The sequence below is a fragment of the Diaphorobacter sp. HDW4A genome (assembly GCF_011305995.1).
Lineage (GTDB): Bacteria > Pseudomonadota > Gammaproteobacteria > Burkholderiales > Burkholderiaceae_C > Diaphorobacter_A.
This window is the reverse complement of the sequence record NZ_CP049910.1, coordinates 3,511,296-3,536,276: the sequence shown is the minus strand read 5'-3', so window position 1 is coordinate 3,536,276 and position 24,981 is coordinate 3,511,296. Positions and strand designations below refer to the sequence as shown.

21 protein-coding genes are annotated in these 24,981 nt (G+C 61.4%); 8 read left to right on the top strand and 13 right to left on the bottom strand.

The annotated features are described in order from the left end of the window. Positions 1-26 precede the first annotated feature (26 nt). The 3 genes from G7047_RS16070 (at position 27) to G7047_RS16060 (ending at position 4,252) form a co-directional block, all read left to right on the top strand. Complete coding sequence (locus tag G7047_RS16070; RefSeq protein ID WP_166307450.1) at positions 27-1,586, top strand: circularly permuted type 2 ATP-grasp protein; 1,560 nt, start codon at positions 27-29, stop codon at positions 1,584-1,586. A 4-nt stretch (positions 1,587-1,590) separates the two neighbouring features. Beyond that, positions 1,591-2,559: an alpha-E domain-containing protein gene (locus G7047_RS16065; RefSeq protein ID WP_166307447.1), complete on the top strand. Its 969-nt coding sequence runs from the start codon at positions 1,591-1,593 to the stop codon at positions 2,557-2,559. A 256-nt stretch (positions 2,560-2,815) separates the two neighbouring features. Beyond that, positions 2,816-4,252, top strand: a complete 1,437-nt coding sequence (locus G7047_RS16060) for an NAD-dependent succinate-semialdehyde dehydrogenase (protein WP_166307443.1) — start codon at positions 2,816-2,818, stop codon at positions 4,250-4,252. A gap of 281 nt (positions 4,253-4,533) precedes the next feature. Here the strand turns inward: G7047_RS16060 and G7047_RS16055 are convergent, their stop codons facing one another. From G7047_RS16055 to G7047_RS16030, 6 genes are all read right to left on the bottom strand, one after another. Beyond that, positions 4,534-6,054, bottom strand: coding sequence for a BLUF domain-containing protein (locus G7047_RS16055; protein WP_166307440.1), 1,521 nt, complete (start codon positions 6,052-6,054; stop codon positions 4,534-4,536). A gap of 93 nt (positions 6,055-6,147) precedes the next feature. Then, a complete protein-coding gene (locus G7047_RS16050; protein WP_166307437.1) occupies positions 6,148-7,053 on the bottom strand; it encodes a sulfurtransferase in 906 nt (301 codons plus the stop codon). A 108-nt stretch (positions 7,054-7,161) separates the two neighbouring features. Then, entirely contained in the window at positions 7,162-8,073 is a 912-nt protein-coding gene (locus G7047_RS16045) for a DMT family transporter (protein WP_166307434.1), read from the bottom strand. Between the two features lie 123 nt (positions 8,074-8,196). Continuing rightward, positions 8,197-9,666: an efflux transporter outer membrane subunit gene (locus tag G7047_RS16040; RefSeq protein ID WP_166307431.1), complete on the bottom strand. Its 1,470-nt coding sequence runs from the start codon at positions 9,664-9,666 to the stop codon at positions 8,197-8,199. A gap of 25 nt (positions 9,667-9,691) precedes the next feature. After that, positions 9,692-11,170, bottom strand: coding sequence for an MDR family MFS transporter (locus G7047_RS16035; RefSeq protein ID WP_166312098.1), 1,479 nt, complete (start codon positions 11,168-11,170; stop codon positions 9,692-9,694). Between the two features lie 89 nt (positions 11,171-11,259). Continuing rightward, positions 11,260-12,393: an HlyD family secretion protein gene (locus G7047_RS16030; protein WP_166307428.1), complete on the bottom strand. Its 1,134-nt coding sequence runs from the start codon at positions 12,391-12,393 to the stop codon at positions 11,260-11,262. A gap of 86 nt (positions 12,394-12,479) precedes the next feature. On the opposite strand from G7047_RS16030, the gene G7047_RS16025 reads away from it, so the two are divergent. After that, a complete protein-coding gene (locus G7047_RS16025) occupies positions 12,480-13,088 on the top strand; it encodes a TetR/AcrR family transcriptional regulator (protein WP_166307425.1) in 609 nt (202 codons plus the stop codon). 26 nt (positions 13,089-13,114) lie between these two features. On the opposite strand, the gene G7047_RS16020 is transcribed toward G7047_RS16025, so the two are convergent. Further along, on the bottom strand, positions 13,115-13,519 hold the full coding sequence (locus G7047_RS16020; protein ID WP_166307422.1) for a lysozyme inhibitor LprI family protein: 405 nt from the start codon (positions 13,517-13,519) through the stop codon (positions 13,115-13,117). 276 nt (positions 13,520-13,795) lie between these two features. After that, positions 13,796-14,932: an aromatic ring-hydroxylating dioxygenase subunit alpha gene (locus G7047_RS16015; protein ID WP_166307419.1), complete on the bottom strand. Its 1,137-nt coding sequence runs from the start codon at positions 14,930-14,932 to the stop codon at positions 13,796-13,798. Positions 14,933-15,275: 343 nt separating this feature from the next. Here G7047_RS16015 and xseB point away from each other — a divergent pair, with 343 nt between their 5' ends. The 4 genes from xseB (at position 15,276) to G7047_RS15995 (ending at position 19,859) form a co-directional block, all read left to right on the top strand. Then, on the top strand, positions 15,276-15,515 hold the full coding sequence (xseB, locus tag G7047_RS16010) for an exodeoxyribonuclease VII small subunit (RefSeq protein WP_166307416.1): 240 nt from the start codon (positions 15,276-15,278) through the stop codon (positions 15,513-15,515). Between the two features lie 44 nt (positions 15,516-15,559). Next, positions 15,560-16,471 (top strand): polyprenyl synthetase family protein, encoded by a 912-nt coding sequence (locus G7047_RS16005; protein ID WP_166307413.1) that lies wholly within the window; start codon positions 15,560-15,562, stop codon positions 16,469-16,471. Positions 16,472-16,566: 95 nt separating this feature from the next. Continuing rightward, entirely contained in the window at positions 16,567-18,486 is a 1,920-nt protein-coding gene (gene dxs, locus G7047_RS16000; protein ID WP_166307410.1) for a 1-deoxy-D-xylulose-5-phosphate synthase, read from the top strand. Between the two features lie 293 nt (positions 18,487-18,779). After that, complete coding sequence (locus G7047_RS15995) at positions 18,780-19,859, top strand: TRAP transporter substrate-binding protein (protein ID WP_166307407.1); 1,080 nt, start codon at positions 18,780-18,782, stop codon at positions 19,857-19,859. A gap of 295 nt (positions 19,860-20,154) precedes the next feature. Here the strand turns inward: G7047_RS15995 and G7047_RS15990 are convergent, their stop codons facing one another. From G7047_RS15990 to modB, 5 genes are all read right to left on the bottom strand, one after another. Beyond that, entirely contained in the window at positions 20,155-20,652 is a 498-nt protein-coding gene (locus G7047_RS15990; protein ID WP_166307404.1) for a hypothetical protein, read from the bottom strand. Positions 20,653-20,654: 2 nt separating this feature from the next. Beyond that, entirely contained in the window at positions 20,655-22,217 is a 1,563-nt protein-coding gene (locus tag G7047_RS15985) for a TRAP transporter large permease subunit (protein WP_166307401.1), read from the bottom strand. Between the two features lie 42 nt (positions 22,218-22,259). Further along, on the bottom strand, positions 22,260-22,799 hold the full coding sequence (locus tag G7047_RS15980) for a TRAP transporter small permease subunit (protein WP_166307398.1): 540 nt from the start codon (positions 22,797-22,799) through the stop codon (positions 22,260-22,262). Between the two features lie 381 nt (positions 22,800-23,180). Next, positions 23,181-24,281 carry a molybdenum ABC transporter ATP-binding protein gene (modC, locus tag G7047_RS15975; protein ID WP_166307395.1) on the bottom strand — a complete coding sequence of 367 codons (1,101 nt, stop codon included), beginning with the start codon at positions 24,279-24,281 and terminating at the stop codon, positions 23,181-23,183. Next, complete coding sequence (gene modB, locus G7047_RS15970; RefSeq protein WP_166307392.1) at positions 24,278-24,955, bottom strand: molybdate ABC transporter permease subunit; 678 nt, start codon at positions 24,953-24,955, stop codon at positions 24,278-24,280. Before modB ends, modC begins: the two co-directional genes overlap by 4 nt. Between the last annotated feature and the right edge of the window lie 26 nt (positions 24,956-24,981).

Below are 24,981 nucleotides of genomic sequence, written 5' to 3'. Positions count from 1 at the left end.
ATTCTGTGCTCCTAGGAGGCCTCTTTATGCTCAAGTTTGACGAAATGTACGAAACGCTTCCTATCGCAGCCGGTGCCGAGCGTGCGCATTACAAGCGCTACGCACAATGGCTGGCCCGGCAGCCCGACAGCGTCATGCAGGCGCGTCGCACGGAAGCGGAAATGATCTTTCGCCGTGTCGGCATCACCTTTGCGGTGTATGGCGCAAAGGACGAGGATGGTTCGGGCACCGAACGCCTGATTCCCTTCGACCTGATTCCCCGCATCATTCCCTCGCACGAATGGTTGCGCATGCGTCAGGGGCTGGAGCAGCGCGTCACGGCGCTCAATCGTTTCATCCATGACGTCTACCATGGGCAGGACATCATCCGTGCGGGCATCGTTCCGAGCGAGCTGATCAACAACAACTCGCAGTTTCGCCCCGAAATGGTGCAAGTCGATGTACCCAACAACGTGTACGCCAACATCGCGGGCATCGACATCGTACGTGCACCGGATTCGAGCGGCAACGGCGTCTATTACGTGCTCGAAGACAACCTGCGCGTGCCCTCCGGCGTGTCATACATGCTTGAAAACCGCAAGATGATGATGCGGCTCTTCCCCGAGCTGTTTGCCATGCACAAGGTCGCGCCGGTGGCGCATTACCCGGACATGCTGCTCGACACCTTGCGTGCAAGCGCACCATCGACGAGCGCTGAACCCACGGTGGTGGTGCTCACGCCAGGCATGCACAACAGTGCCTACTTCGAGCACGCGTTTCTCGCGCAGCAGATGGGCGTGGAACTGGTCGAAGGACAGGACCTGGTGGTCAAGGACAAGTTTGTGTATCTGCGCACCACGCGCGGGCTGCAGCGCGTTGATGTGATCTACCGCCGCGTCGATGACGACTTTCTCGATCCCAAGGTGTTCCGCCCCACATCGACGTTGGGCTGCGCGGGCCTCATGGACGCTTACCGCGCGGGCAACGTGGCGATCTGCAATGCGGTCGGCACCGGTATCGCGGACGACAAGTCAGTCTATCCGTACGTGCCCGAGATGATCCGTTTTTATCTGGGTGAGGAGCCGATCCTCGCCAACGTGCCGACCTGGCTGTGCCGCAAGTCCGACGACCTGAAATACGTGCTTGACCATCTGCACGAACTTGTCGTTAAGGAGGTGCACGGCGCGGGCGGCTACGGCATGCTGATTGGGCCTGCGGCGACCAAGGCAGAGATCGAAGAGTTCCGTGCGGCGCTGCTGGCCAATCCGGCGGGATACATCGCGCAGCCGACCCTGTCGCTCTCGAGCTGCCCGACCTATGTGAATGCTGGCATTGCGCCGCGTCACATCGATCTGCGGCCCTTTGTGCTTTCGGGCAAAAAGGTGCAGATGGTGGCGGGTGGCCTCACTCGCGTGGCGTTGAAGGAGGGCTCGCTGGTGGTCAACTCATCGCAGGGCGGGGGCACCAAGGACACCTGGGTGCTCAATCCGGAAGATACGCCCGGCGTTAACGGTACATCCGCTTCGGGCAATGCACAGGCTCGCCAACCGTCCATGCCACAAGGCCAGACGCAAATGCAATCCCAAAACAACTTCGACGGAGCCTGACATCATGCTGAGCCGAACCGCAGACCATTTGTTCTGGATGTCGCGCTACACCGAGCGTGCGGAGAGCACCGCGCGCATGTTGAACGTGAACTACGAAACCTCGCTACTGCCGCAGTCCGAGGACAAGGCGCAGGAAGGCTGGCGCGGCCTGCTGTCCATCAGCGAGTTGATCCCGGCCTACACCGCGCGCTACGGTGAGATCACGCAGGAAAAGGTGCTCACTTTCATGGTGCATGACGAGACCAATTCCTCGTCGATCTACTCCTGCTTGCGCGCCGCCCGCGAGAACGCCCGTGCCGTGCGCGGAGCGCTGACCACCGAGGTCTGGGAAACCCAGAATCAGACTTGGCTTGCGCTCAACAAGCACATACGCGACGGCGCGTTCGAGCGTGATCCGGGCCAGTTCTTCGAGTGGGTGAAGTACCGCTCGCACCTCTCGCGCGGCGTGACGCTGGGCACCATGCTGCATGACGAGGCGTACCGCTTCATACGTCTTGGTACCTCGCTCGAGCGCTCGGACAATACGGCGCGACTGCTCGACGTGAAGTTCCACGCCGTGCCTACGGACTTCCACGGCAGCGTGCGCGACCCCAAGCGTGCCACGCCCGAGTTCGACTTCTATCACTGGAGCGCGATTCTTCGCAGCGTCTCGGCCTTCGAGATCTACCGCAAGGTCTACCGCGACGTGATTACGCCCGAGCGCGTGGCGGAGCTGCTCATGCTGCGCGCGGACATGCCGCGCTCGCTGCACTCCAACATGAAGCAGGTGGTGGAGAACCTCGCCGCCGTGGCCAACGAGCATTCGGGCGAAACACAGCGCAAGGCCGGTCGTCTGCTGGCCGACCTGAGCTATGGGCGCATTGAGGAAATTCTCGCGACCGGGCTGCATGCGTATCTCACGCAGTTTCTTGATCGCGTGAACGAGCTGGGCTCGCGCATCAGCCGCGACTTCCTGGTGCCAGTGCATCACTGATCGCGTCGTCTCGTGCGGCAGCGGAACGTCTGGGGGCTTGGCCCCCAGTTCTTTTTGTGCGACATGAGCGTTCATCGTCGACCTTGCCTTTGAACAAAGGTTTTCGAACGCCAGTTCCAAATTTTGAAACGTTGTCTCGGCATGGTCATGGCTTCTCGCCTATATTGAGAGGCTGTGAGTCACGCGTGGCGCACGCGCGCTTTTCGCGCTTTCTCTTTCGCCTTCCTTCCGTCAAATCCATTCAGGAGCCAAGTGCATGAGTTATCCCAATACCCAACTTTTCATTGACGGTCAGTGGCGCGATTCCGCCGACGGCAAGACGCTGGGGGTGTTCAACCCTTCGACCGGCAGCGAAATCGGCCGCGTGGCCCATGCGAACCGTGCCGACATGGACGCCGCGCTGGCGTCCGCGCAGAAGGGCTTCGAGGTCTGGCGCGACATCCCCGCCGTCGAGCGAGCCAAGACCATGCGCCGCGCCGCCGCACTGATGCGCGAGCGCGCCGATACTATCGGCAACATCCTCACGCAGGAGCAGGGCAAGCCCTATGTCGAGGCACGCGGCGAGGCCATGGCGGCGGCTGACATCATCGAATGGTTCGCCGACGAAGGCATGCGCGTCTATGGCCGCATCGTGCCGTCCCGCAATCTGGCCGTGCGCCAGTTGGTGGTGAAGGACCCGGTCGGCGTCGTCGCTGCGTTCACGCCTTGGAACTTCCCGATCAACCAGGTCGTGCGCAAGCTCGGCGCAGCGCTGGCCGCCGGCTGCGCCGTCATCGTCAAGGCTCCGGAAGAAACCCCGGCCAGCCCCGCACAACTGATCAAGGCATTCGCCGATGCAGGCGTGCCTGCCGGTGTGATCAACCTGCTGTACGGCAACCCTGCTGAAATCTCTAGCTACCTGATTCCGCACCCCATTGTGCGCAAGGTCACCTTCACCGGCTCGACCCCGGTGGGCAAGCAGCTCGCGGGCATCGCCGGTCAGCACATGAAGCGTGTGACCATGGAGCTTGGCGGCCACGCGCCCGTGATCGTTTGTGACGACGCCGACATCGCGCTCGCCGTGAAGTGCACGGCCGGTGCCAAGTTCCGCAATGCCGGACAGGTCTGCATCTCGCCCACGCGCTTTCTGGTGCACGAAGACGTGCGCTCCGATTTCGTGGCGGCCCTCACCAAGTACGCGCAAGGCCTGAAGGTCGGTGACGGTCTGGCCGAAGGCACACAGATGGGCCCGCTCGCCAACCCACGCCGCGTGACCGCCATGGCTGAGTTCATGAGCGATGCCGTGCAAAGCGGTGCCGAGGTGCTGACCGGCGGCGAACGCATCGGCAGCTCAGGCAACTTTTACGCGCCCACGATTTTGAACAATGTGCCCACCAGCGCGCGCATCTTCAACGACGAGCCCTTCGGCCCGGTCGCAGCCGTGCAAGGTTTCACCGATCTGAATGCCGCCATCGCAGAAGCCAATCGGCTGGCCTTTGGTCTCGCAGGCTATGCCTTCACCAAGTCCCTGAAGAACGCGCACCTGCTTTCGCAGCGTGTGGAAGTCGGCATGCTGTGGGTGAACCAACCTGCAACGCCATCGGCCGAATTGCCATTCGGCGGCATCAAGGATTCCGGCTACGGCTCCGAGGGCGGCCCAGAAGCCCTTGAGGCCTGCCTGAACACCCGCGCGATCTCGATCACGAACGTTTGAGGAAATCAGAACCAAGCTTCGCATCGACAACGATGCGAAGCGAGAAACAAAGCAAAAGGACCTGGCAAACACCAGGTCCTTTTTTGTTGAAGAGCAAGACTCTCCCGTCCTAGAACAGCGGGCCCAAGAAGCAAGCAGTGCCTCTAAACCACCCCCGCAACGCCGAGAAAGGCTTTCAGGCCAGGCGTCGAAGCCGCAGACAGCATGTTCGTACTGCAAGGCTTCGCAACAACGCATGAAGGCTTTTGTCGGCGTCCAACTTAACAAAGCCCAACGAAAAGTTAGTCCATCAAATCGTCGAGGATGAGGCGGCGTAGGGTGGCCAGGGGAAGGTCGTCGAGGCGGGCGAAAAGATAGAGAACGAGTGTGGAATCCAGTGGATGCGGCACCATGATTTCATGGTGCTCCGAAAACGTGGAAATCATCTCCCGCATCTGTCCGCGCTTGGTCAGCAGGTCGAGATCGTTCGTCACGGTCTCGGCCACCAACTTGAGCGTCGCGGCTTCGGGTGCGTTGTCGGTGCGGGCCGCGAAATCGTGTACCCGCATGTCGAGCCAGCCAGCCCAGGCGGTTGTGCCGATGCCATACATCAGCCGCTCCAGCATGTCCTTAAGCGCTGGACCAGAGAGATCGACGGAGCGCTCTGGGATCGCGGCTATAGCCGCGATCTTGGTGGATTTCTTGCCGGCCTTGGCCGCCTGCGGGGGAGGGCGCTCCGGGGCAGGCTCGGGCTCAAGCAGCGGTTCAGGGGTCAGTGCGGCGATGACCGTTGGCGGTTGTGGCTCGGCGGGCTCCGGGTCGAGCATCAGGTCGACTTCTGTGATGGGCGGCGGATCTTGTTCGGCCTTTGCCCCCTGGCGCAGTGGGCGCACCATGGAAAGGAGTTGCTCGTGAATCGCTTTCCACGTAGGACCACCCATGAGTACCGAACCTCGTGTTTCTGTGGACTGCAATCCTGCTTCGTGCACCATCTGGTGCAGCATGTCGGACAGCGAAGTGTTGCCTCCCGGTGTGACGAACAGCACGCGCGGTTTGCAGCGCTGCACGACAGGGTGGGCGAGGGCTCGGGCCACAAACTCGGTGTCGGTTCCTTGGCCGCTGCGGCGCATGAGGAAGACCATCAGCTCGATCTTCTCAAGCAGCGGCTGCGACAGCGTGGACGCCAGCAGGCCTTCACTGATTCCGACGATGCGCACCGGCCCCGCCGAATCGCCCACCACGTCTGCGTAATCGAGTGGGTAGCTATCCGCATCTTTGCCGGTGTTGGAGACCTTGAGCGCACAGGCCTGTGTGCCAAAGCGCTCTGACAGATGGCTGAAGATCGGGTTGAACCAAAGCACCGAGTTGCTGAAGATGGCGACCTGCCGAACGGGTTGGCTGGGGACCACCGGTTTGTTGGAGCGATTGGGTGTGAGGAAATAGCGGAAAGGGTCTGCCGCATCGCCGGGATCATCATCCAGAAAGCGTTTGGTCTCGCTCAGCCGCTGCGCCGCATCGGCTCGGTGCTTTGAACCGTGGGAGATCACTACATTCCATTGCTGGAAATTGCGCTGCGTGATCGACCTCTCGAACAGAATCGTTGGCGATTCCTGGTCCCAGAACGCGGCAATGCGCCCCACCAGATTCTGCACGGCGGTGTCTTCTCCCTCCAACACGTGAAGGAAGTAACCGTCCGAGATCGCAAGCAGACCAGTGAGCTCATTGCGTCGCGCGAACTCTTCGCTGGCAGCCAAAAGGCTGTCGGTGGGTAAGGCAACCTTGCCTTGGCGCGCGGCCTTACCAAAATAGCAGACTACTTGCATGGATATTCAATCGGATCACACAACAGTACCGCAATTATTTTGCGTTACGCAAAGATACACCTAAAACAGCGTGTAATTGTGAATTCCCAATCGTTAATTTTTCTCGACTGGGCGATTTGGATTGCTACACCAATCACTCCAACTGCCAGCATATAGGGCTGTTCTTCCCAATCCTGCGACCTCCATTGCGATCAAATTGGGCAAGGCACTTACACCGCTGCCGCATTGATGAACCACCCCTGCGGTGTCATGCCCTCGCAACAGTGCATCGAATTCCTGGCGCAGTTGTGCGGCGGGTTTGAATTTGCCGTCCGTCCCGATATTGGTTGTAAATGGGCGATTCAATGCGCCGGGAATATGCCCGGCGACAGGATCAAGCGGCTCCACTTCGCCGCGATAACGCGCCGGTGCGCGCGCGTCGATCACCGTTTGATCTGGATTATCGATATTTCCAAGAACGTCATCTGCGTTCACCAGAAGGGCCAAAGCAGTCTTGAGTTCGAAGTTGGTCTGAAAGTGAGTGACCGCCTCACCGGATTCCACAGGTTGTCCGGCCGCTTGCCACGCCTGCAGCCCGCCATCAAGCACGGCAACCGCATCATGACCGGCCCATTTCAACATCCACCACAGACGGCCACAGTAATTGGCGCCGTTGCGATCGTATACAACAGCCTGCATGTCATTGGCAAATCCGATTTCACTTAACCACATGGTAAAGCGCTCGCGGTTGGGCAGCGGGTGACGTCCACCGGAGGCCGGTTTGTCGGCATCGTCGGCAACGATGATTTTCCCGTCGGAGCCGGGGCTGCCGTGCTTTGCGCTCAGGTTTTTATCCAGATCAGCGTGAATGGCGCCGGGAATATGGCGCTCGAGATATTGAGATTCACCCAGTGAAGGATTGGCAAGGTCGAAGCTGCAATCAAACACCATGAACGGTGCGCCGCTGGCGATGAGGCGTTGCAACTCGGGAACTTGAATGAGTGTGGTGTATGTGGTCATTTTGGCTTCGATGTAATCGTTTGCAGGGGACCCTTTGTGCGCCAGCACGGATCGGGACGCCGGTGCTGGAGCCATTGCTTCTATTCTGACCGCAATTCTTCAGATCGATCAACGCTCTTCGCTCGGCGCATCCGGTGCGTCACGTGAGCGCAGGATGGTGGCGGCAATGCCGCTCGAGATGATCAGGAACATGCCGAGCCAGCCGAGCAAAGGGATCTTGTCGCCGAAGAACACCATGCCGGAGATGGCTCCGAAGATGATGCCCGAGTACTGCAGATTGGCGACGACCAGCGTCTCGCGCGAGGTGTGGGCCTGGGCGTAAGCCTTGGTCAGACAGAGCTGCGCGATGGAGGCAAGCACGCCGATGGGAATGAGCCAAAGCGTTTGCCAGCCGGCCCAGGGCGAGATACCGGTGGCCAGCATGGCCGCGCCACCGGCAAGGGCTGAGCCAGTCGCAAAATAGAACACAGTGCGGGTTTCGGGCTCGCCAATGCGTGAGAGCGCGACCACCTGCATGTACGCGAAGGCGGCGGCCATGCCTGACATGAGGCCGAGCATGCCAGCGAACGCTTGGTCTTGATTGAAGTTGGGACGCAGCATGAGGATCACGCCTGCAAAACCGACAATGATGGTTGCCACCAGCGAGCCCTGCAGCGGTGGCTTGGGTGTGGCCGCCGAAGGCCGCCAGGTCCAGAGCGCCGCGCCGACTAGAAAGACCGCCACCCAGACACTGCTCATGTAGTTGAGCGTCATTGCGGTGGCGAGCGGCAGATGGGCGATGGCGTAGAACCAGGCACCGAGCGAGGTCACACCGATCAGGCTGCGCCAGGCGTGCATGCCGGGGTAGCGCGTCTTGAGCGACAGGGCCTGATGGCGCGCGAGAAAGTACATCATGATCATGCCGATCAGTCCACGATAGAACACCATCTCGGCGGGGCTGAAGTAGGGGGAAGCCGCCTTGATGCACACGCCCATGCTGGCAAAGAAAAAGGCTGCCAGGACCATCCAGAGCGCATGCATGATTGTTTGACCGATTCCGAAAGACTTCGACGTTGCTGGGAGCTGCATTCACCCGAGGGCGAGTGAGCGCGAACGTTCGAAGTTTAAGGTGATACGGAGCCGGTCGCCGCGTGTGGGGTCTCGCTATTTGAACTGTGCAGTGTGTTCCAGCGTTTCGTTCGATGCATCTCGCAAGCCAAGCCCCAGCGCCTTTTGCAGCGCGATGAAGTCGCTGGTCAGGCCTGATAGCGACGCCACGAGATTCTGCTCAGCAAGAATCTGCTGGCGCTCTGCATCGAGCAGGTCGATGGTGCTTGTTGTCCCGGCGCGCTGGCGCTGCGCGGTGAGTTGGGCAGCTTCATCAGCCGAGGCTTTTGCCCGGGCGTAGGCGGCAACGGCGATGCGGCGTTTTCCGTAGCGGGCGAGGGCGTCTTCGGCGTCCTTGAGTGCAAGCAGCACCTTGCCATGGTATTGCGCGATGGCCTCATCGCGATCCGCGTTGGCTTGGTCGACTCGGGCCTGATTGCGGCCGAAGTCGAGGAAATTCCAACTCAACTGCGGCAGCAGTGCAAGCGTGAAATTGCCGAGATGCGTGAGATCGGAAATCTCGCTTCCGCCAAGGCCCAGCATGCCAGTGAATTTGAGTTGCGGAAATTTCGCCGCCTCCGCGACTCCGATCTGCGCGGTGCGCGCAGCAAGCGCGCGTTCCGCCGCGCGCACATCGGGGCGGCGCTTGAGCAGGCTCGTCGGGTCGCCGATGGCGACTTCTGCGGGCGGCAGCGGAATGTCGCGTGAATCCTGCAACTCGGCATCCATGCTGCCGGGTGTTTGACCGAGCAGCACCGCGAGCGCGTTCTGGTAGCTCGCGATGTCGGCTTCGATGGAGGGCATGTTGGCGCGCGTCATGTCGATCTGGTTCGACAGGCGTGTGACGTCGAGCCGCGATGTCGTGCCGCGTTCGAAGCGTTGGCGTGTGAGCGCGAGCACGCGCTCCTGCCGATCAAGCGCCTGCTGGCCGAGTCGCAACCGGGTTTGCGCGGTGCGCAAGCCGAGATAGGCCTGTGCGACTTGTGTGCTCAAGGACAGCTGCACATCCGCGAGCTGGGCTTCGCTCGCCTGTGTGCTGGCGATGGTCGCCTCGACCGTGCGCTTGTGGGAGCCGAACAGATCGGCTTCCCACGACGCATTTGCGCCGAGGCTGTACATGCCCATCCATTGCGAATCGATGGCTTGCTCGCCGAACTGCATCTCGGGTAGTCGAACGCGAGCGGTCATGGCGCTCACGCCTGCAGTGGGCATGCGGCTGGCCTGCTCTAAATCTACTGCGACGCGTGCGCGGCGCAGACGGGCGCGTGCGGCGTCGATGTCAGGGTTGGCCTTGAGCGTGCGCCCGATCAGGTCGTTGAGCCGGTCGTCGTTGAGTGCGGTCCACCAGCTCGCGAGTGGCGCATTGGTGTTGACGCTGTCGCCATGCGCGCGCGCGAAGGTGGTTGGCGTGCCGGCTGTGGGCGGCTCGCGGTAGTCGGGACCGAGCGTGGAGCAGCCCGTGAGCAGCGCGCAGATGCTTGCCAATACTGTGGGCGACAGCGAAGAGGTGATGTGAGGACGTGGCATGGAAGGCGTGGTGTCGGAACCGGTATCAGTGGCCCGTGGAGATGGGCGCGTTGCGGGCCAGCGGGCGCAGAAAGAAGACGAGCGGAGTCACGCAGGCGATGCCGACGCTCATGATCCAGAACAGGTCGACATAGGTCATGGTGAGCGCCTGCGTCTGGATGATGCCTTCGAGCCGGGCGTAGCTCATGCTGCCGTTGTGCTGCAGATAGTCCTGCACGCGCAGCGCGTTGGCGTTGAGCGTTTCCTCGAGGCGACGACTATGGAACCAGTGGCGCTGCTCCTGCAGGATGGTGATGCCCGCAAGCGCGAACGAGCCGCCCAGATTGCGCACGGCGCTGAAGAGGCCCGCCGCGTCGCTTGCGAAGTCGCGCGAGACGGACTGAATGGCGGCCTGATTCAGAAACAGCATGCACAGAATCGTGCCCACGCCGCGCAGCAGCTGCGAGTCGATGAAGGCTGCACCATCCGAGAGTGCGGTGAGTTCGGTTTCCATGTAGGCGCTGTAGGCCAGAATCATCAGCCCCAAGCCGACGGCAATCCGAATGTCCAGCCTGCGGATCAGCAGCGGAACGAAGGGCATGATCATCAGCGACGGAATGCCCGGCAGGATGACGATCAGGCCTGATTGCATCGAGTCGTAGTTGGAGATGTTCGCGAGGAACTGCGGAATCATGAACGCGGTGCCGTAGATCACCATGCCGATCACCAGCCCCATGACGACCACCGCGCCGAACTGTCGGTTCAGCAGAATGGACAGGCGGATCACCGGACGCTTTGCGGTGAGCTGGCCGATCATCACCATCACGAAGCCAAGGACTGACAGCGCAAACATGCCGACGATGAAGGGCGACGAGAACCACTGGTCGCGCTGGCCTTCTTCAAGCGCGATGGTGAGACCGCCGAGAAACGCAGCGAGCCCGACGATGCCGAACCAGTCGGCCTCGCCGATGAGGTCGAGGCGCGACTTCTGGCTGGGCAGTCCGATGATCAGCAGCGCCATCAGCGCGATGCAGATCGGAATGTTCAGAAAGAAGGCGTAGTGCCAGCTCAGATTTTCGGTGAGCCAGCCACCGACATAGGGGCCAACCACGGGGCCGAGAATCGCGGTCGCGCCGAACATCGCCGTGCCGATGGGCTGCTGATGGCGCGGCAGGCGCGTGGCGATGATGGTCTGCGCGGTGGGAATCATCGCGCCGCCCGTGAGGCCTTGCCCCACGCGGCCCACGATCATCATGCCGAGGCTGGTGGACATGCCGCAGATTCCCGAGAACAACGTGAAGAACGCGGCGACGATCAGCAGAAAGGTGCGCAGGCCGAGCAGCCGCTCGAGCCAACCAGCGAGCGGGATCATGATGATTTCGGCGACGAGGTAGCCAGTGGCGATCCACGTGCCTTCGGTGCCCGATGCGCCGATCTCGCCCTGAATGCGCGGCAGGGCCGAGTTGACGATGGAGACGTCAAGCGTGGCCATCAGCGCGCCCAGCGTGCCGGCGGCGACCGCCATCCAAGCGACCGCATCGGCATTGGGCTCGTGGTGCGCCGTTTTCAACGCATGCGTCGGCCCGGGGAGCGCGGAGACGGAAGCGGCAGTACTCACTGCCCGGCCTTCGCGTCGGCCATGGTGTTCACGGCGACCACGCTCGAGAGGCCGGGCACCAGCACCTTGCGCACCTGCTCATCCACGTCAAGCGCGATGCGCACCGGCACGCGCTGGACGATCTTGGTGAAGTTGCCGGTCGCGTTCTGTGGCGGAATCAGCGAGAACTGCGCCCCCGTGCCCGGCGCCATGCTCTCGACATGGCCTTGCAGCTTCAGACCCGGCAATGCGTCGATGCGGATGTTCACGGTCTGGCCTGCGCGCATGTGGCCGATCTGCGTTTCCTTGAAATTGGCGGTGATGTAGAGCTTGTCCAGTGGCACGACCGACATCAGACGCGTGCCCGCCTGCACGAACTGGCCGACGCGCACCGTGCGGTCGCCCACACGACCACCGACGCTCGCGATGATATTGGCCGCGTCTGCATTCACCTTGGCCGCATCGCGCTGGGCGTGCGCGGATTCGGCTTGCGCTTCGGCCTGCTTGACTTGTGCGCTGATCGAACTCACGCGGCGCTCAGCGGCAGACACGCTGGCGCGCTGTGCAGCGAGCTGGCTCGCGGCTTGCTTGTCCAGATTCGTCTTGGCGGCGAGTTGCTCGGAGGGTTCGGCGCCGGTTTGCACCAGCGGCGCGTAGCGCCTGACCTCGGAGGCCGCAAATTCCGCCTGTGCCTGCGCCGACATGAGCTGCGCACGGGCCTGGGCAATCGCTGCGTCCTGCTCGCGAATCTGTGAGCGCGCCGCTTCGGCGTTGGCACGGGCCACGTCGATGCTGGCGCTGGCCTGCGCGACCTGCGCGCGGTAGTCGCGCGCGTCGATGCGCACCAGCGGTTGACCTGGGCTCACGTCCTGATTGTCCTTGACCAGCACCTCTTCGACATAGCCTGAAATCTTGGGCGAGATGGTCACCGCGTCGGCCTGCACATAGGCGTCATCGGTGGACTGCACGTATTTGCCGTTGGTTTGGTAGCGGTACAGCCACCAACCCCCTGCGCCGATGGCGATCAGCAGCAGTGTGAGCAGGATGCTGCGGGTGGGCCCTTTTTTCGTTGGGGATTGCGAGGTCGCGCTAGCGTCGGGGACGCGGCTATTCTCGGCCTCGTTGGAAGGCGCGGCTTGATTGGATGGCATGGACTGTTGTTATCTTGGTCTGGATGTCTGGCAGCGGATATTATTGCACTGGGTGCAAAATTTCAAGTCAAGGGAGAATGTAGGCCATGGCCAGCGAAAAGAAAGTGAAGACCGAGATGGGATTGCGCGAGCAGAAGAAACGCGAGACCGAAAGGCTGCTCGCGAACACGGGTGTGCGCCTGTTTCTCGCGCAGGGCTATCACGAAACGACGCTGGACCAGATAGCGCAGGAAGCCGGTATTTCGCGGCGTACGATCTTTTCCTATTTCTCGTCCAAGGAAGACATCCTCGTGGCCGCGTCGGGCACGAGTTGGGACGACATCCTCGTCGAGGTCGCCAAAGGCGGGCGCGATCAGCAGCCACTTGCTGTGGTGCGCGAGGGCCTGCTCAGGCGTCTGGCGACGCGCTCGCACAAGGAGATGCTCGCGCTGCACCGCCTCATGAGCATCAGCGCAACCCTGCGTTCGCGCTATCACTCAGGCTTCGCTGAGCGCGAACAGGCGGTCTACGAAACCTTGGTGGAAATATGGCCAGAGCCCGAGCGGCAATGGGAGCTCAGGCTGGCCGCGATGACCTCCATCGGCGCGTTCCGTCTGGCCGTGCAGGCATGGACGGAAAACCCCGAAAAATCATCGTTGCTCGAACTCACGCAAACAAGTTTTGCGGAGTTGAATGCGTTGTTGTCCAGGAAGTGAAGAGAAGCGTGTGCTGACGCGGATGATCAGCGCAGCATCTCGGCCGTCGCCTTCAAATCCTTGGCACGTTGCAGATCGAGCGCGGTAGTACACAGCATCTCGCGATCCGGTGCGGACTTCTTCCCATTGGCCGCCAGCGCCTGAAACGCGCACTGCGCCTTGCGGTACTGCCGATATCGTGCATTGGCCTGCGTCAGATGCTGGCGGGCCGAAGACTTTGAATGGTGCAGCTCGCTCTGAACGGCGGAGGCCAGCAGCTTCTCAGACGATTCCAACTCCTTGGTCGCCGCAGCCGACTGCTCCTTGATGCACGCCCGCATGCTGTCAAGACTGAGCCGCGAGTAGCAATTGTTCTCGGCGGAAGGATCCCGTTGCGCGGCAGCCGCCAACGGAAGAAGAGTGGCGCAAACCAGCAGAAGCGAGCGAAGCATAAGGAGATGAATCGTACAGCGACCCAAAATGCCGCGTTCGCAGGATTGGAATGAAAAGAGGAATATGCCTGCGGCTTCAGGTATTCAGTCAGCGGGCGCAAGCAGCGAAAGCGATGCCTCGATCACCCACCCCAACGCCAAGACAGCCCTTCAGACGCGACGCGAAGCCGCAGACAGTACTCTCGTACGGCAAGGCTTCGCAGCAAAGTATGAAGGGCTGTATTGGCGCCTCAAAACGACCCACTAATCGAAGCCGAACAGGCCTCGTGGACGAAGTCACCCAGTAAGAGAATCACCCATCTTCGAGCGATACCACTCGTGAAAGTGCTGCATGCCGTCTTCCATGGGGCTTTGGTAGGGGCCGACTTCATTGTCGCCGCGCTCAAACAAGGCCCTGCGCCCCGCATCCATGCGCTCGCCAATCTCGTCATCTTCAATGGCGGTTTCCATGTAGGCAGCCTTCTGCGCCGCCACAAACTCGGGCTCGAACGCGACGATCTCTTCGGGGTAGTAGAACTCCACCACGTTCATCGTCTTGTTCACGCTCACCGGGTGCAGTGTCGATACCGTGAGCACGTGCGGATACCACTCCACCATGATGTGCGGGTAGTACGTCAGCCAGATCGCGCCGCGCTCGGGCAGCTTGCCGTCGCGGTAGGAAAGCAGCACGTCGTGCCAGGTCTTGTAGACCTCGGAGCCCGGTTTGCCGAAGGTGGGCGCGACGCCCACGGTCTGCACCGAGTACTCCTTGGCAAACTCCCACTTGAGGTCGTCGCAGGTCACGAAATTGCCGAGACCTGGGTGGAACGGACCAACGTGGTAGTCCTCCAGATAGACCTCGATGAAGGTCTTCCAGTTGTAGTTGCACTCGTGCATCTCGACATGGCTGAGCACGAAGCCGTCAAAGGACAGCTCCGACAGCGGGCCCATACCGGCCAGATCGGCCTTGATGTCGCGACCGTTGCCTTCAAACAGCAGGCCGTTCCATTCCTGGAGCTGGTAGTTGTTGAGGTTCAGGCACGGGTCGTGCGAGAAGTGGGGCGCGCCCAGCAGCTCGCCGCTGGGACTGTAGGTCCAGCGGTGCAGTGGGCAGACGATGTTGCCGCCCGCATGCCCCTTGCCATGGCCCTGCAGCGAGCCACGTCCCTTGAGCATGACGGCCTGCCGGTGACGGCAGACGTTGGAAATCAGTTCGACCTGCCCTTGGGGGTTGCGCACGAGCGCGCGACCTTCGCCTTCTTGCGGAAGAGCGTAGTAGTCACCCGGGTTGGGTACGGCGAGTTGGTGCCCCACATAACGGGGACCTCGCTGGAAGATGGTCTCCAGCTCGCGCTTGAAAAGCGCCTCGTCAAAATAAGTGGAAACTGGAAGTTGGCTTGCGGCCTGCTGCAGTTGAAGACTTAAATCAGACATGGATGACCTGACCTAAAGACTCCCCACAGGGAGGGTGCGCGTATGCGCTGTCTGAAAAAAACGAAACCGGCCCAAGGAAAAACCCATAAGCCGGTTCGATGCGGAAATGGGATTATAGGTGGTGGGGTTATTTCCGGAGGCCAAGTAAGTGAATTGCCCCAGTTTGGTGCAATTGATACGGCCATGGTGCTGGTGCGCGTCGGGGTTGGGCAGTTTAGTTGACGGGTCGGCGGAGCGTATCCGAAATGGATATTCACCCTAAACATCCATTCCACTGACCGCCAGAGAACGCAGCGCCTAAAATGGCCTGTTTTCACCCTCGCGTTCAGCGCCCTCCCTACCCATGCCCAAGGCACCAGCGGCCACTGCCGCCAAAGAACCTGTCAGCTATGAAGCCGCGCTGCAAGAGCTTGAACAGCTCATCGAGCAGATCGAGTCCGGCCAGATGCCGCTCGAGCAGATGCTCTCCGGCTATCAACGCGGTGCCAGTTTGCTGACGTTCTGCCGTTCGCGCCTTGATGCGGTGCAGGAGCAGATCAAGGTGCTGGACGACGGCAAGCTGCAGTCGTGGACGCAGGAGTGAAGTAAGAAACACGCAAAGCAATAAGAACGAAGAACGAACGAACCATGGATTCCGCAGTGCAAGCACAAGCAGCAAACTTTGATTTCAAGACCTGGCAACACACGCAACTCGCGGCGGTGGAGGATTGCCTCTCGCGCTGGGTGAGCGCGGATGCGCCTGCGGGGCTGGGCGAGTCGATGCGTTATGCGGTGCTCGATGGCGGCAAGCGTCTGCGTCCGTTGCTGGTGCTGGCGGCGAGCGAGGCCGTGGGTGGGCTGCGCGATGCAGCGCTGCGCGCGGCCTGTGCGGCTGAACTGATTCACGCTTATTCGTTGGTGCATGACGACATGCCCTGCATGGACAACGACGTGCTGCGCCGTGGCAAGCCCACCGTGCATGTGCAGTTCGGCGAGGCCGAGGCGCTGCTTGCGGGCGACGCGTTGCAGGCACTCGCGTTTGAATTTCTGACGCCTGACGACGGCGTGCCCCCTGCGATGCAGGCCACGCTGTGCCGTCTGCTTGCGCGTGCCGCCGGTGCCGAAGGCATGGCGGGCGGTCAGGCCATCGACCTCGCAAGCGTCGGCAAGTCACTGACTGAAGACCAGTTGCGCAAGATGCACCGCCTCAAGACCGGCGCGCTTCTGCAGGCCTGCGTGACCATGGGCTCGGTCTGTGCCGAGACCACGCTTGAGGCGCGTGTCGCGCTCAGGGAGTATGGCGCCGCCGTTGGCCTGGCCTTCCAGGTGGTCGACGACGTGCTTGACGTGATTGCCGATTCGCAGACGCTCGGCAAGACCGCTGGCAAGGATGCTGCGAGCGACAAGCCGACCTATGTGTCGCTGCTGGGCCTCGAGCGTGCGCAGCAATATGCGGAAGAACTGCGCGAAAAGGCGCATGTGGCACTTGCGCAATCGGGCCTGCACGACACGCGCGCGTTGGCCGCGCTGGCCGATGCGGTGGTGCGCCGCACGCATTGATGCATGAATGAAGAGTGACCCGAACAACGAGCCGACAACCGGCCGACCCAGCCCGCGCGCCGCGCGAAGCTGAAGACGGCGAGAAGACCCCCACTATGTCCACGAACTCCTACTCCCTGCTGAAGACTGTGAACGACCCGGCTGATCTACGCCGGTTTTCGCGCGCGGAACTCAAGACGCTGGCCCACGAACTGCGGGCCTTCGTGCTGGAGAGCGTATCGAAGACGGGCGGCCATCTGTCCTCCAACCTCGGCACGGTGGAGCTGACCGTGGCGCTGCACAAGGTGTTCAACACACCACAGGATCGCATCATCTGGGACGTGGGCCACCAGTCCTACCCGCACAAGATCCTTACGGGTCGCCGTGACCGCATGACCTCGCTGCGCCAGCTCGGTGGCCTGGCCGGTTTCCCGAACCGCGCCGAAAGCGAGTACGACACCTTTGGCACCGCGCACTCAAGCACCAGCATTTCCGCCGCACTCGGCATGGCGCTGGCCGCCAAGCAGAAGGGGGAAAACCGCTTCGGCATCGCGGTGATCGGCGACGGCGCGATGACGGCTGGCATGGCCTTCGAGGCGCTCAACAATGCGGGTGTGGCGGACGCGAATCTGCTCGTCATCCTCAACGACAACGACATGAGCATCAGCCCGCCGGTGGGTGCGCTCAACCGTTATCTCGCGCAGCTCATGAGCGGCCAGTTCTACACAAAAGCGCGGGATGTGGGCAAGCAGGTACTTAAGCCCGTCCCGCCGTTGCTCGAACTCGCCAAGCGCCTTGAGCAACAGGCCAAGGGCATGGTGGTTCCGGCCACGTTGTTCGAAAAATTCGGCTTCAACTACATCGGCCCCATCGATGGTCACGATCTTGATTCGCTGATCCCCACGCTCGAGAACATCAAAAGCCTCAAGGGCCCGCAGTTCCTGCACGTGGTCACCAAGAAGGGCCAAGGCTACAAGCTTGCCGAGGCCGATCCGGTCGCCTATCACGGCCCCGGCAAGTTCGATCCTGCGGTCGGTCTCGTCAAGCCCGCCACACCGCCCAAACAGACTTTCACCCAGGTCTTCGGCCAATGGCTGTGCGACATGGCGGCCAAGGACGAGCGCCTCGTGGGCATCACACCCGCGATGCGCGAGGGCTCGGGCATGGTGGAATTCGAGCGCAAGTTTCCCAAGCGTTATTACGACGTCGGCATTGCCGAGCAGCATGCGGTGACCTTTGCCGCGGGCATGGCCTGCGAGGGCGTGAAGCCGGTGGTCGCGATCTACTCGACCTTCCTGCAGCGCGCGTATGACCAGCTGATCCACGACGTGGCGCTGCAGAACCTGCCGGTGGTGTTCGCGCTGGATCGCGCGGGCCTCGTCGGCGCGGATGGCGCGACGCATGCGGGCGCATACGACATCTCGTTCGTGCGCTGCATTCCCAACATGAGCATGGCCTGTCCGGCGGACGAGCGCGAATGCCGTCAGTTGCTGACGACCGCGTACGAGCAGAACCATCCCGTGGCCGTTCGCTACCCACGTGGTGCGGGCGTGGGCGTCGCGCCGCTCGCCGAGCTCGACGGGCTGCCGTTCGGCAAGGGTGAGGTGCGCCGCAAGGCGAGCGCCGTGGCTGATGCGGCCAAGGGCCGCCAGCGCATTGCGATCCTCGCGTTCGGCACGCTGCTCTATCCCGCACTCGAAGCGGCCGAGGCGCTCGACGCCACGGTCGCCAACATGCGCTGGGCCAAGCCGCTCGACACCAAACTGCTGCTCGAGATCGCGGCCACGCACGATGCGCTGGTCACGGTGGAAGAGGGCTGCATCATGGGCGGCGCAGGCAGCGCAGTGATGGAGGCGCTCAACGCCGCTGGCGTGTTGCGCCCGGTGCTGCAGTTGGGGCTGTCAGATGTGTTCATCGAGCATGGCGATCCGGTCAAGCTGCTGTCGCTCCAAGGGTTAGACGCCAAAGGCATTCAGGCGTCGATCGAGCAACGCTTTGGCACGCGCGAAGCGGTGAATACCTCCAAGGTGGCCTGAGCCGCTGCGCGTTTTCAGCCCCGTTCTTTCAAGAGCCCGCATCCGGCATTCCGGCTGCGGGCTTTTTGTTGTTCGAAATTCGCCAAAAACTCAGAATTTGTAGCAACCAAGTACCACACGCAGGGGAAAACCCGCTGGGGCGCGGAAGGACATTTTTCTAGAATTTCCTCACCCATATTGCGCGCGCAATCGGCTGATTCAATCGCTGCTCGGTTGAGCGCGCCGTGTGTTGTATGTCACCTGTTGTTGATCGTTTTCATCGTTATTCAACTACATCGTTCGGAGAGAAATCCATGGATCGTCGTTCAATCATCAAGCAGGCCGGTATCGCTGGCGTGCTCGCAGCCGGAGTGGCTCCCGCAGTACATGCGCAAGCCGCCATCCGCTGGCGCCTGGCGTCGAGCTTCCCCAAGTCGCTCGACACCATCTTCGGTACCGCCGAAGTCTTTGCCAAGAAGGTCCATGACGCCACAGGCGGCAAGTTCCAGATTTCCGTTCACGCTGGCGGCGAGTTGATGCCCGCGTTCGGCGTGGTTGATGGCGTGCAGAGCGCGTCCGTCGAAATGGCGCACACCGCTCCTTACTACTTCTACGGCAAGGACCCGACGTTCTGCCTAGGCTGCGCCGTGCCATTTGGCCTGAACGCCCGCCAGATGTCCGCATGGATGTACGAAGGCAACGGCCTGAAGCTGATGCGCGAGTTCTACGCCAAGTACAACATCATCAACTTCCCGGGCGGCAATACGGGCGCGCAGATGGGTGGCTGGTTCCGCAAGGAAATCAAGTCGGTCGCCGATCTGAAGGGCCTGAAGTTCCGTACCAACCCATTTGCGGGCAAGGTGCTGGAGCCATTCGGCGTGATTCCGCAATCCATTCCTGGTGCGGATCTGTATCCTGCTCTGGAAAAGGGCACGATCGACGCATTGGAGTGGGTGGGTCCATACGATGACCAGAAGCTGGGCTTCAACAAGGTCGCGCCGTTCTACTACTACCCCGGCTGGTGGGAAGGTGGTCCACAGCTGGACTTCTACATCAACACCAAGGCCTGGGAAGGTCTGCCTGCAGAATACAAGGCGATCATCGAGGCATCCGCTTCGCACGCGCATGTGTCCATGCTCGCCAAGTATGACTCCAAGAACCCGATTGCCATCAAGCAACTCGTGGGCTCAGGCACCAAGCTGCGTCCGTTCACGCAGGACGTGATGAATGCAGCGTTCAAGTCGGCTCAGCAGATCTACGCCGATCTGAACAACAGCAATCCCGAGTGGAAGAAGATTTACCCTGACTACGCGAAGTTCCTGGCGGACCAGAATTCCTGGTTCCGCTTCACCGAAGGGGCGTTCGACAACTTCATGCAGCGTCAGAAGCTGTGATCGGTTGAGGCTGCTTCGTAGTCTCATTGAAAACAAAAAACCGCCGGTGTTCTCGGCGGTTTTTTTTATGCTTTTTGTTTGGGTTTTACGAAGCCTTGCGGCTTCGCTGGTCATTCGTTTGGGGGCGCCAATACAGCCCCTCATGCGTCGTTGCGAAGCCTTGCCGTATCGGCATACTGTCTGCGGCTTCGACGCCTAGCCTGAGGGGCTGTCTTGGCGTTGGGGTGGTGGTGCGGGGTGCCGTGTGCGCTTCGCAGGACGCTGGCTTCGCCGGAGGGCGGGGGCTGTGCCTGACTCAGTTGGCAGGCACACCACTTTGGTGGCGGACTACGCTTTGTCCGAAGGCCACCAACAGATGTGGATCTGCGGAGTTGATCCACACCATGCTGCCGTTGCGGCGGCGCACGAGCATGCGGGGGCTGATGATGAATTGCAGCCAGGGCCAGTGGACGATCTTGAAGGTGGCGACTTCGCGTGCTTCGACACGCTTGTCCCAGAGCCAGGTCTGGGTGATTGCGCCGTCGGTGTAGTGCGTGTGGCTAAAGACCATCCACCAGCCTACCCATGCGATGACGACGGAGGCGAGCGCGTAGGTGCTGAGGCTGGTGAAGTCCCAGTGCGCGTCGCGCAGTGCGGGTATTGACAAAAATGCAAAGGCGGCCAAGGCCGCCACGATGACCACTGCCAGCAGGCGGACGAGCGGGGGAAAGGCTTTGCTTTCCAATCCGTCGTCGGCCCGTGGCGAGGGTTGCTGCCCGGCACGCGTGTCGGGCGATTCTCCATTCACGCTCATCGTCATTGAGAAGCGGCGGATGCAGCAGGTTCAGGTTCTGTTGCGGGATCCGGAGCGGTCTCTTGCGCGGGCACGGGTTCCGAAGCGGCGTTGGCGGGTGCGTTGCCGAACGGGTTGTCGAGATCGATGGTGCCTTCCGGCTGCATCTCTTCGGCCGGCATTTCAAGCTGCACTTTGTCTACGTCAACAATCACTTCCTTGTCGAGAAACACGGTCACGGTCTGCGGGAAGAAGATCACGATGGCCACCAGCAGCACCTGCATCACCACCCAGGGAATCGAGCCCATGTAGATGTCACTGGATTTGACCGGTTTGTCGATGCGTTTTTCCTTGAACAGCGTATCCGAGATGCCGCGCAGATAGAACAGCGCGAAGCCGAATGGCGGATGCATGAAGCTGGTCTGCATGTTCACGCACAGCAGCACGCCGAACCACACCAGATCGATGCCGAGCTTGTGCGCAACAGGGCCGAGCAGCGGCAAGATGATGAAGGCGATTTCGAAGAAGTCGAGGAAGAACGCGAGGAAGAAGATGAACACGTTCACCACGATCAGGAAGCCGATCTGGCCGCCGGGAAGATCGCTGAGCATGTGCTCGATCCAGACCGCGCCGTCTACGCCTTGGAAGACCAGCGAGAACACGCGCGAGCCGATCAGAATGAACACCACCATGGCTGTGAGGCGCATCGTGCCGTCCATGGCTTCCTTGATCAGAGTCCAGTTCAAGCGCTTGTGGATGGCCGCAAGAATCAGCGAACCCACGGCGCCCATCGCACCGGCCTCGGTCGGCGTGGCAATCGCGTGGTCCATGAAGGGCAGGCCGCCCATCGAGCCCAGCACGGCGAAGATGAGGATGGCCGACGGGATGATGCCGCGCAGGCACTTGCCCCACAGCGCCCAACCGTGCAGCGTGCGGGCAGATTTGGGCAGTCCTGGCACATACTCGGGGCGGATGCGGCCGAGGAAGAAGGTGTAGGCAGCAAAAATAAGCACCTGCAGAATCGCGGGACCCCAAGCACCCTTGTACATGTCACCCACCGAACGGCCGAGCTGGTCAGCCATCACGATCAGTACCAGCGATGGAGGCACGAGCTGCGTGATCGTGCCCGAGGCCGCCAGCACGCCCGTGGAATAGCGCATGTTGTAGCCGTAGCGCATCATCACGGGCAGCGAGATCATCGCCATCGCAATCACCTGACCCGCCACCGTGCCGGTGATCGCTCCGAGGATGAAGCCGACGATGATCACAGAGTAGCCCAGACCGCCGCGCACCGGGCCGAAGAGCTGACCCATGGAGTCGAGCATGTCTTCAGCCAGCCCGCATTTCTCCAGTACCGCTCCCATCAAAGTAAAGAACGGGATGGCCAGCAGCAGATCGTTCGACAAGATGCCGAACATGTTGATGGGCAGCGTGGACATGAAGTTGGCCGGGAACCAGCCCATTTCAATCGCGAAGAAGCCGCAGAACAGTCCCAGTGCCGAAAGTGAAAATGCGACCGGGAAGCCGATCAGCATGATCAAGATAAGCCCCGCAAACATGATCGGGGCGAAGTTTTCCATGTGCATTATTGTCTCGTCCTGAATGGAGTCACAGAAAGCGGATTGCGCTTACTGCACTGGCTTCTCGTAATGGGTGTTCATTTGGTAGTCGCCCTTGAGATAGGCGATGCGCTTGATGATTTCGGCAACGCCTTGCAGGAACATCATGCCGAAGCCCACGGGCAACAGCAGCCCAGCGGGCCAGCGAATGAGGCCGCCGATGTTGCCCGACATTTCCTTGGTGACGAACATGTTCCAGAAGAATGGAGCGGTCAACCAAGTGAGCAAGCCCATCACTGGTAGAAGAAAGAAGATCAGCCCGAACAGATCCACATAGACCTGCTTGTTGCCGCGCAGCTTGCCGTAGATGATGTCCACGCGCACGTGTTCGTTGAGCTTGAGCACCAAAGGCGCGCCCAGCATCACGGTGGCACCGAAGAGGTACCACTGGATTTCGAGCCAGGCATTGGAACTGAGGTCAAGGCCGTAGCGCGATATGGCGTTGCCTGCGGAAATAACGGCGGCGGCCAGCACGGCAAGGCCCGCGATCTTGCTGAGCTTGGTGGAAATCCAGTCCACGCCCAGCGCCAGTTTGAGGAGTCCTGACAAGGTATGTCTCCTGAGTATTTTTGATTAGGTGGTTATGGCCCGGGTCTCGTGCTTATCCTCGTCACGGTGACTGCCGTGACGGAGATTGGCGCCATGTTCGGCGCAGAACGTGATTGCGTGTACTTGCGACAACTCTCAACCCACCCTGCGAGAAATCCGGGCCAGTCTGCAATACGATGAACACGAAAGACAGAGGCTCGAAAGAGCTGAACAACAAAGGCCCAAGATGAGCGGAATCATACATCCACGATGGTCGATCCATGTGTCTGGCGTGGGTGGGGTTTCCCTAGGCTTGTGTGCCGCAAAGCGGCATTCAAGCGCTTACTTACGGCAGGCTGACTAAATGATGTCCGGTTTTGTCGTTCCGATGACTTTGTGTGTTCAGTCGAGCAACAAAACGGCTTTGATGTGGGCATGCACTTGGTCGCCGACGGAGAGCCCCAGTTGCGCGCATGATCGCCGCGTGATGCGCGCGAGCAGCACGACGCCCGATGCGTCCATGCTCACCAGCACCTGGCCCGCACTTTCGTCGGTGATCGCGGTGATGCGTGCGGGCAGCGAGTTGAGCAGGCTGCTGTCATGCAAGGGTGTGCGCGAGAGGCTGACTTCGCGCGCCATGATCCGGATGCTCAGAGGGTCACCGGTAACATGCGTGCGTGCTGTCGGCATATACAGGAGCCCCGCAGGGCTCTGCAATGTGAGCAACTGGTCGGCGCTGTCGTAGCCGATGACACTGGCCTGTACCAGCGCGCTGGCCGTGTCGCCATGCGCGAGCGGCAGGTCGAGGCGCGACATGATCTCATCGGTCGGGCCGCTGGCGAGCACCCGTCCGGCCTCCATCAGCACCAGATGCGAGGCGAGGCGCGCGACCTCGTCGGGCGAGTGGCTCACGTAGACAACGGGAATGTCGAGGCTTTGGTGCAGCCGGTCGAGATAGGGCAGCACTTCGCTCTTGCGTTGTGCGTCGAGCGTAGCAAGTGGCTCGTCCATCAGCAGCACCTGCGGGCTGGCGGCGAGCGCGCGTGCAATCGCCACGCGTTGGCGTTCGCCGCCGGAGAGCGTGTCGGGGCGACGCTCCATCAGTGGCGCGATGCCGAGCAGCTCGACCGCTTGTTCGAGCGCCACGCGCTGCTGTGATATGGGTGTGCGGCGCAGGCCATATTCGATGTTTCCGCGCACGGTCAGATGTGGAAACAGGCTAGCTTCCTGGAACACATAGCCGAGTCGGCGCTGGTGCGTGGGCAGCCAGATCCGGCGCTCGTCATCCTGCCAGACTTGGTCGTTGACGAGCATACGGCCCTGCGCGCGCTCGAGCCCCGCCATCGCGCGCAGGCAGGTAGTCTTGCCGCAGCCCGACGGGCCAAACAACGCGCTCACGCCGTGGCCGGGGAGTTGCAGATCGATCTGCAATTCAAAGTTGGCGCGCGCGAGTTGAAAGCGTGCCTGCAGGCCTTGAGCGGATAAGTCCATGGTGCTGTTCATGAGCAGCTCTGCGGACGCTGCAGCAGATGGATGGACAGCAGCACAATGAACGAGAACACCAGCATGCCGGCTGCGAGCCAGTGCGCCTGTGTGTATTCCAGCGCTTCCACATGGTCATAGATCTGCACTGAAATCACGCGCGTCTGGCCAGGGATGTTGCCGCCGAGCATGAGCACCACGCCGAACTCGCCCACGGTGTGCGCGAAGGTCATCACGGCGGCGGTGAGAAAGCCGTTGCGCGCCATCGGAAACGCGACGCTGAAGAATCGATCAAGCGGAGCTGCACCGAGCGTGGCAGCCACCTCCATCGGCCGCCTGCCGAGCGCCTCGAACGCGCGCTGCAGCGGCTGCACCGCGAACGGCATTGAATACACCAGCGAGCCGATCAGCAGGCCGTTGAAGGTGAACGGCAGCAGCTTGAGCCCCATGGACTGCATGAGTTGCCCGACCGGGCCTTGCGGGCCCATGAGCACCAGCAGGTAAAAGCCGATCACCGTGGGCGGCAGCACCAGCGGCAGAGCGACCACGGCCGAGATCGGTGCACGCCAGCGCGACCGCGTGTGCGCAAGCCACCATGCGAGCGGCGTGCACAGGATGAGCAGCAGCAGGGTGGTGAGCCCGGCAAGCCGCAGCGTGAGCAGAACGGCTTGCCAGTTTTCGGCGGTGAATTGCATGGGGTTTGATAGGCGGGGATGAGGGT

What these genes read in the sequence shown, in the direction of transcription:
- G7047_RS16005 (WP_166307413.1), top strand. Translation starts at nt 15,560, where the DNA reads ATGGATTCCGCAGTGCAAGCACAAGCAGCAAACTTTGATTTCAAGACC.
- dxs (WP_166307410.1), top strand. Translation starts at nt 16,567, where the DNA reads ATGTCCACGAACTCCTACTCCCTGCTGAAGACTGTGAACGACCCGGCT.
- G7047_RS16015 (WP_166307419.1), bottom strand. Translation starts at nt 14,932, where the DNA reads ATGTCTGATTTAAGTCTTCAACTGCAGCAGGCCGCAAGCCAACTTCCA.
- modC (WP_166307395.1), bottom strand. Translation starts at nt 24,281, where the DNA reads ATGAACAGCACCATGGACTTATCCGCTCAAGGCCTGCAGGCACGCTTT.
- G7047_RS16065 (WP_166307447.1), top strand. Translation starts at nt 1,591, where the DNA reads ATGCTGAGCCGAACCGCAGACCATTTGTTCTGGATGTCGCGCTACACC.
- G7047_RS15990 (WP_166307404.1), bottom strand. Translation starts at nt 20,652, where the DNA reads ATGAGCGTGAATGGAGAATCGCCCGACACGCGTGCCGGGCAGCAACCC.
- G7047_RS16060 (WP_166307443.1), top strand. Translation starts at nt 2,816, where the DNA reads ATGAGTTATCCCAATACCCAACTTTTCATTGACGGTCAGTGGCGCGAT.
- G7047_RS16055 (WP_166307440.1), bottom strand. Translation starts at nt 6,054, where the DNA reads ATGCAAGTAGTCTGCTATTTTGGTAAGGCCGCGCGCCAAGGCAAGGTT.
- G7047_RS15985 (WP_166307401.1), bottom strand. Translation starts at nt 22,217, where the DNA reads ATGCACATGGAAAACTTCGCCCCGATCATGTTTGCGGGGCTTATCTTG.
- G7047_RS16035 (WP_166312098.1), bottom strand. Translation starts at nt 11,170, where the DNA reads ATGGCGGTCGCCGCCGGCACGCTGGGCGCGCTGATGGCCACGCTTGAC.
- G7047_RS16030 (WP_166307428.1), bottom strand. Translation starts at nt 12,393, where the DNA reads ATGCCATCCAATCAAGCCGCGCCTTCCAACGAGGCCGAGAATAGCCGC.
- modB (WP_166307392.1), bottom strand. Translation starts at nt 24,955, where the DNA reads ATGCAATTCACCGCCGAAAACTGGCAAGCCGTTCTGCTCACGCTGCGG.
- G7047_RS16070 (WP_166307450.1), top strand. Translation starts at nt 27, where the DNA reads ATGCTCAAGTTTGACGAAATGTACGAAACGCTTCCTATCGCAGCCGGT.
- G7047_RS16040 (WP_166307431.1), bottom strand. Translation starts at nt 9,666, where the DNA reads ATGCCACGTCCTCACATCACCTCTTCGCTGTCGCCCACAGTATTGGCA.
- xseB (WP_166307416.1), top strand. Translation starts at nt 15,276, where the DNA reads ATGCCCAAGGCACCAGCGGCCACTGCCGCCAAAGAACCTGTCAGCTAT.
- G7047_RS16045 (WP_166307434.1), bottom strand. Translation starts at nt 8,073, where the DNA reads ATGCATGCGCTCTGGATGGTCCTGGCAGCCTTTTTCTTTGCCAGCATG.
- G7047_RS16025 (WP_166307425.1), top strand. Translation starts at nt 12,480, where the DNA reads ATGGCCAGCGAAAAGAAAGTGAAGACCGAGATGGGATTGCGCGAGCAG.
- G7047_RS16050 (WP_166307437.1), bottom strand. Translation starts at nt 7,053, where the DNA reads ATGACCACATACACCACACTCATTCAAGTTCCCGAGTTGCAACGCCTC.
- G7047_RS15995 (WP_166307407.1), top strand. Translation starts at nt 18,780, where the DNA reads ATGGATCGTCGTTCAATCATCAAGCAGGCCGGTATCGCTGGCGTGCTC.
- G7047_RS16020 (WP_166307422.1), bottom strand. Translation starts at nt 13,519, where the DNA reads ATGCTTCGCTCGCTTCTGCTGGTTTGCGCCACTCTTCTTCCGTTGGCG.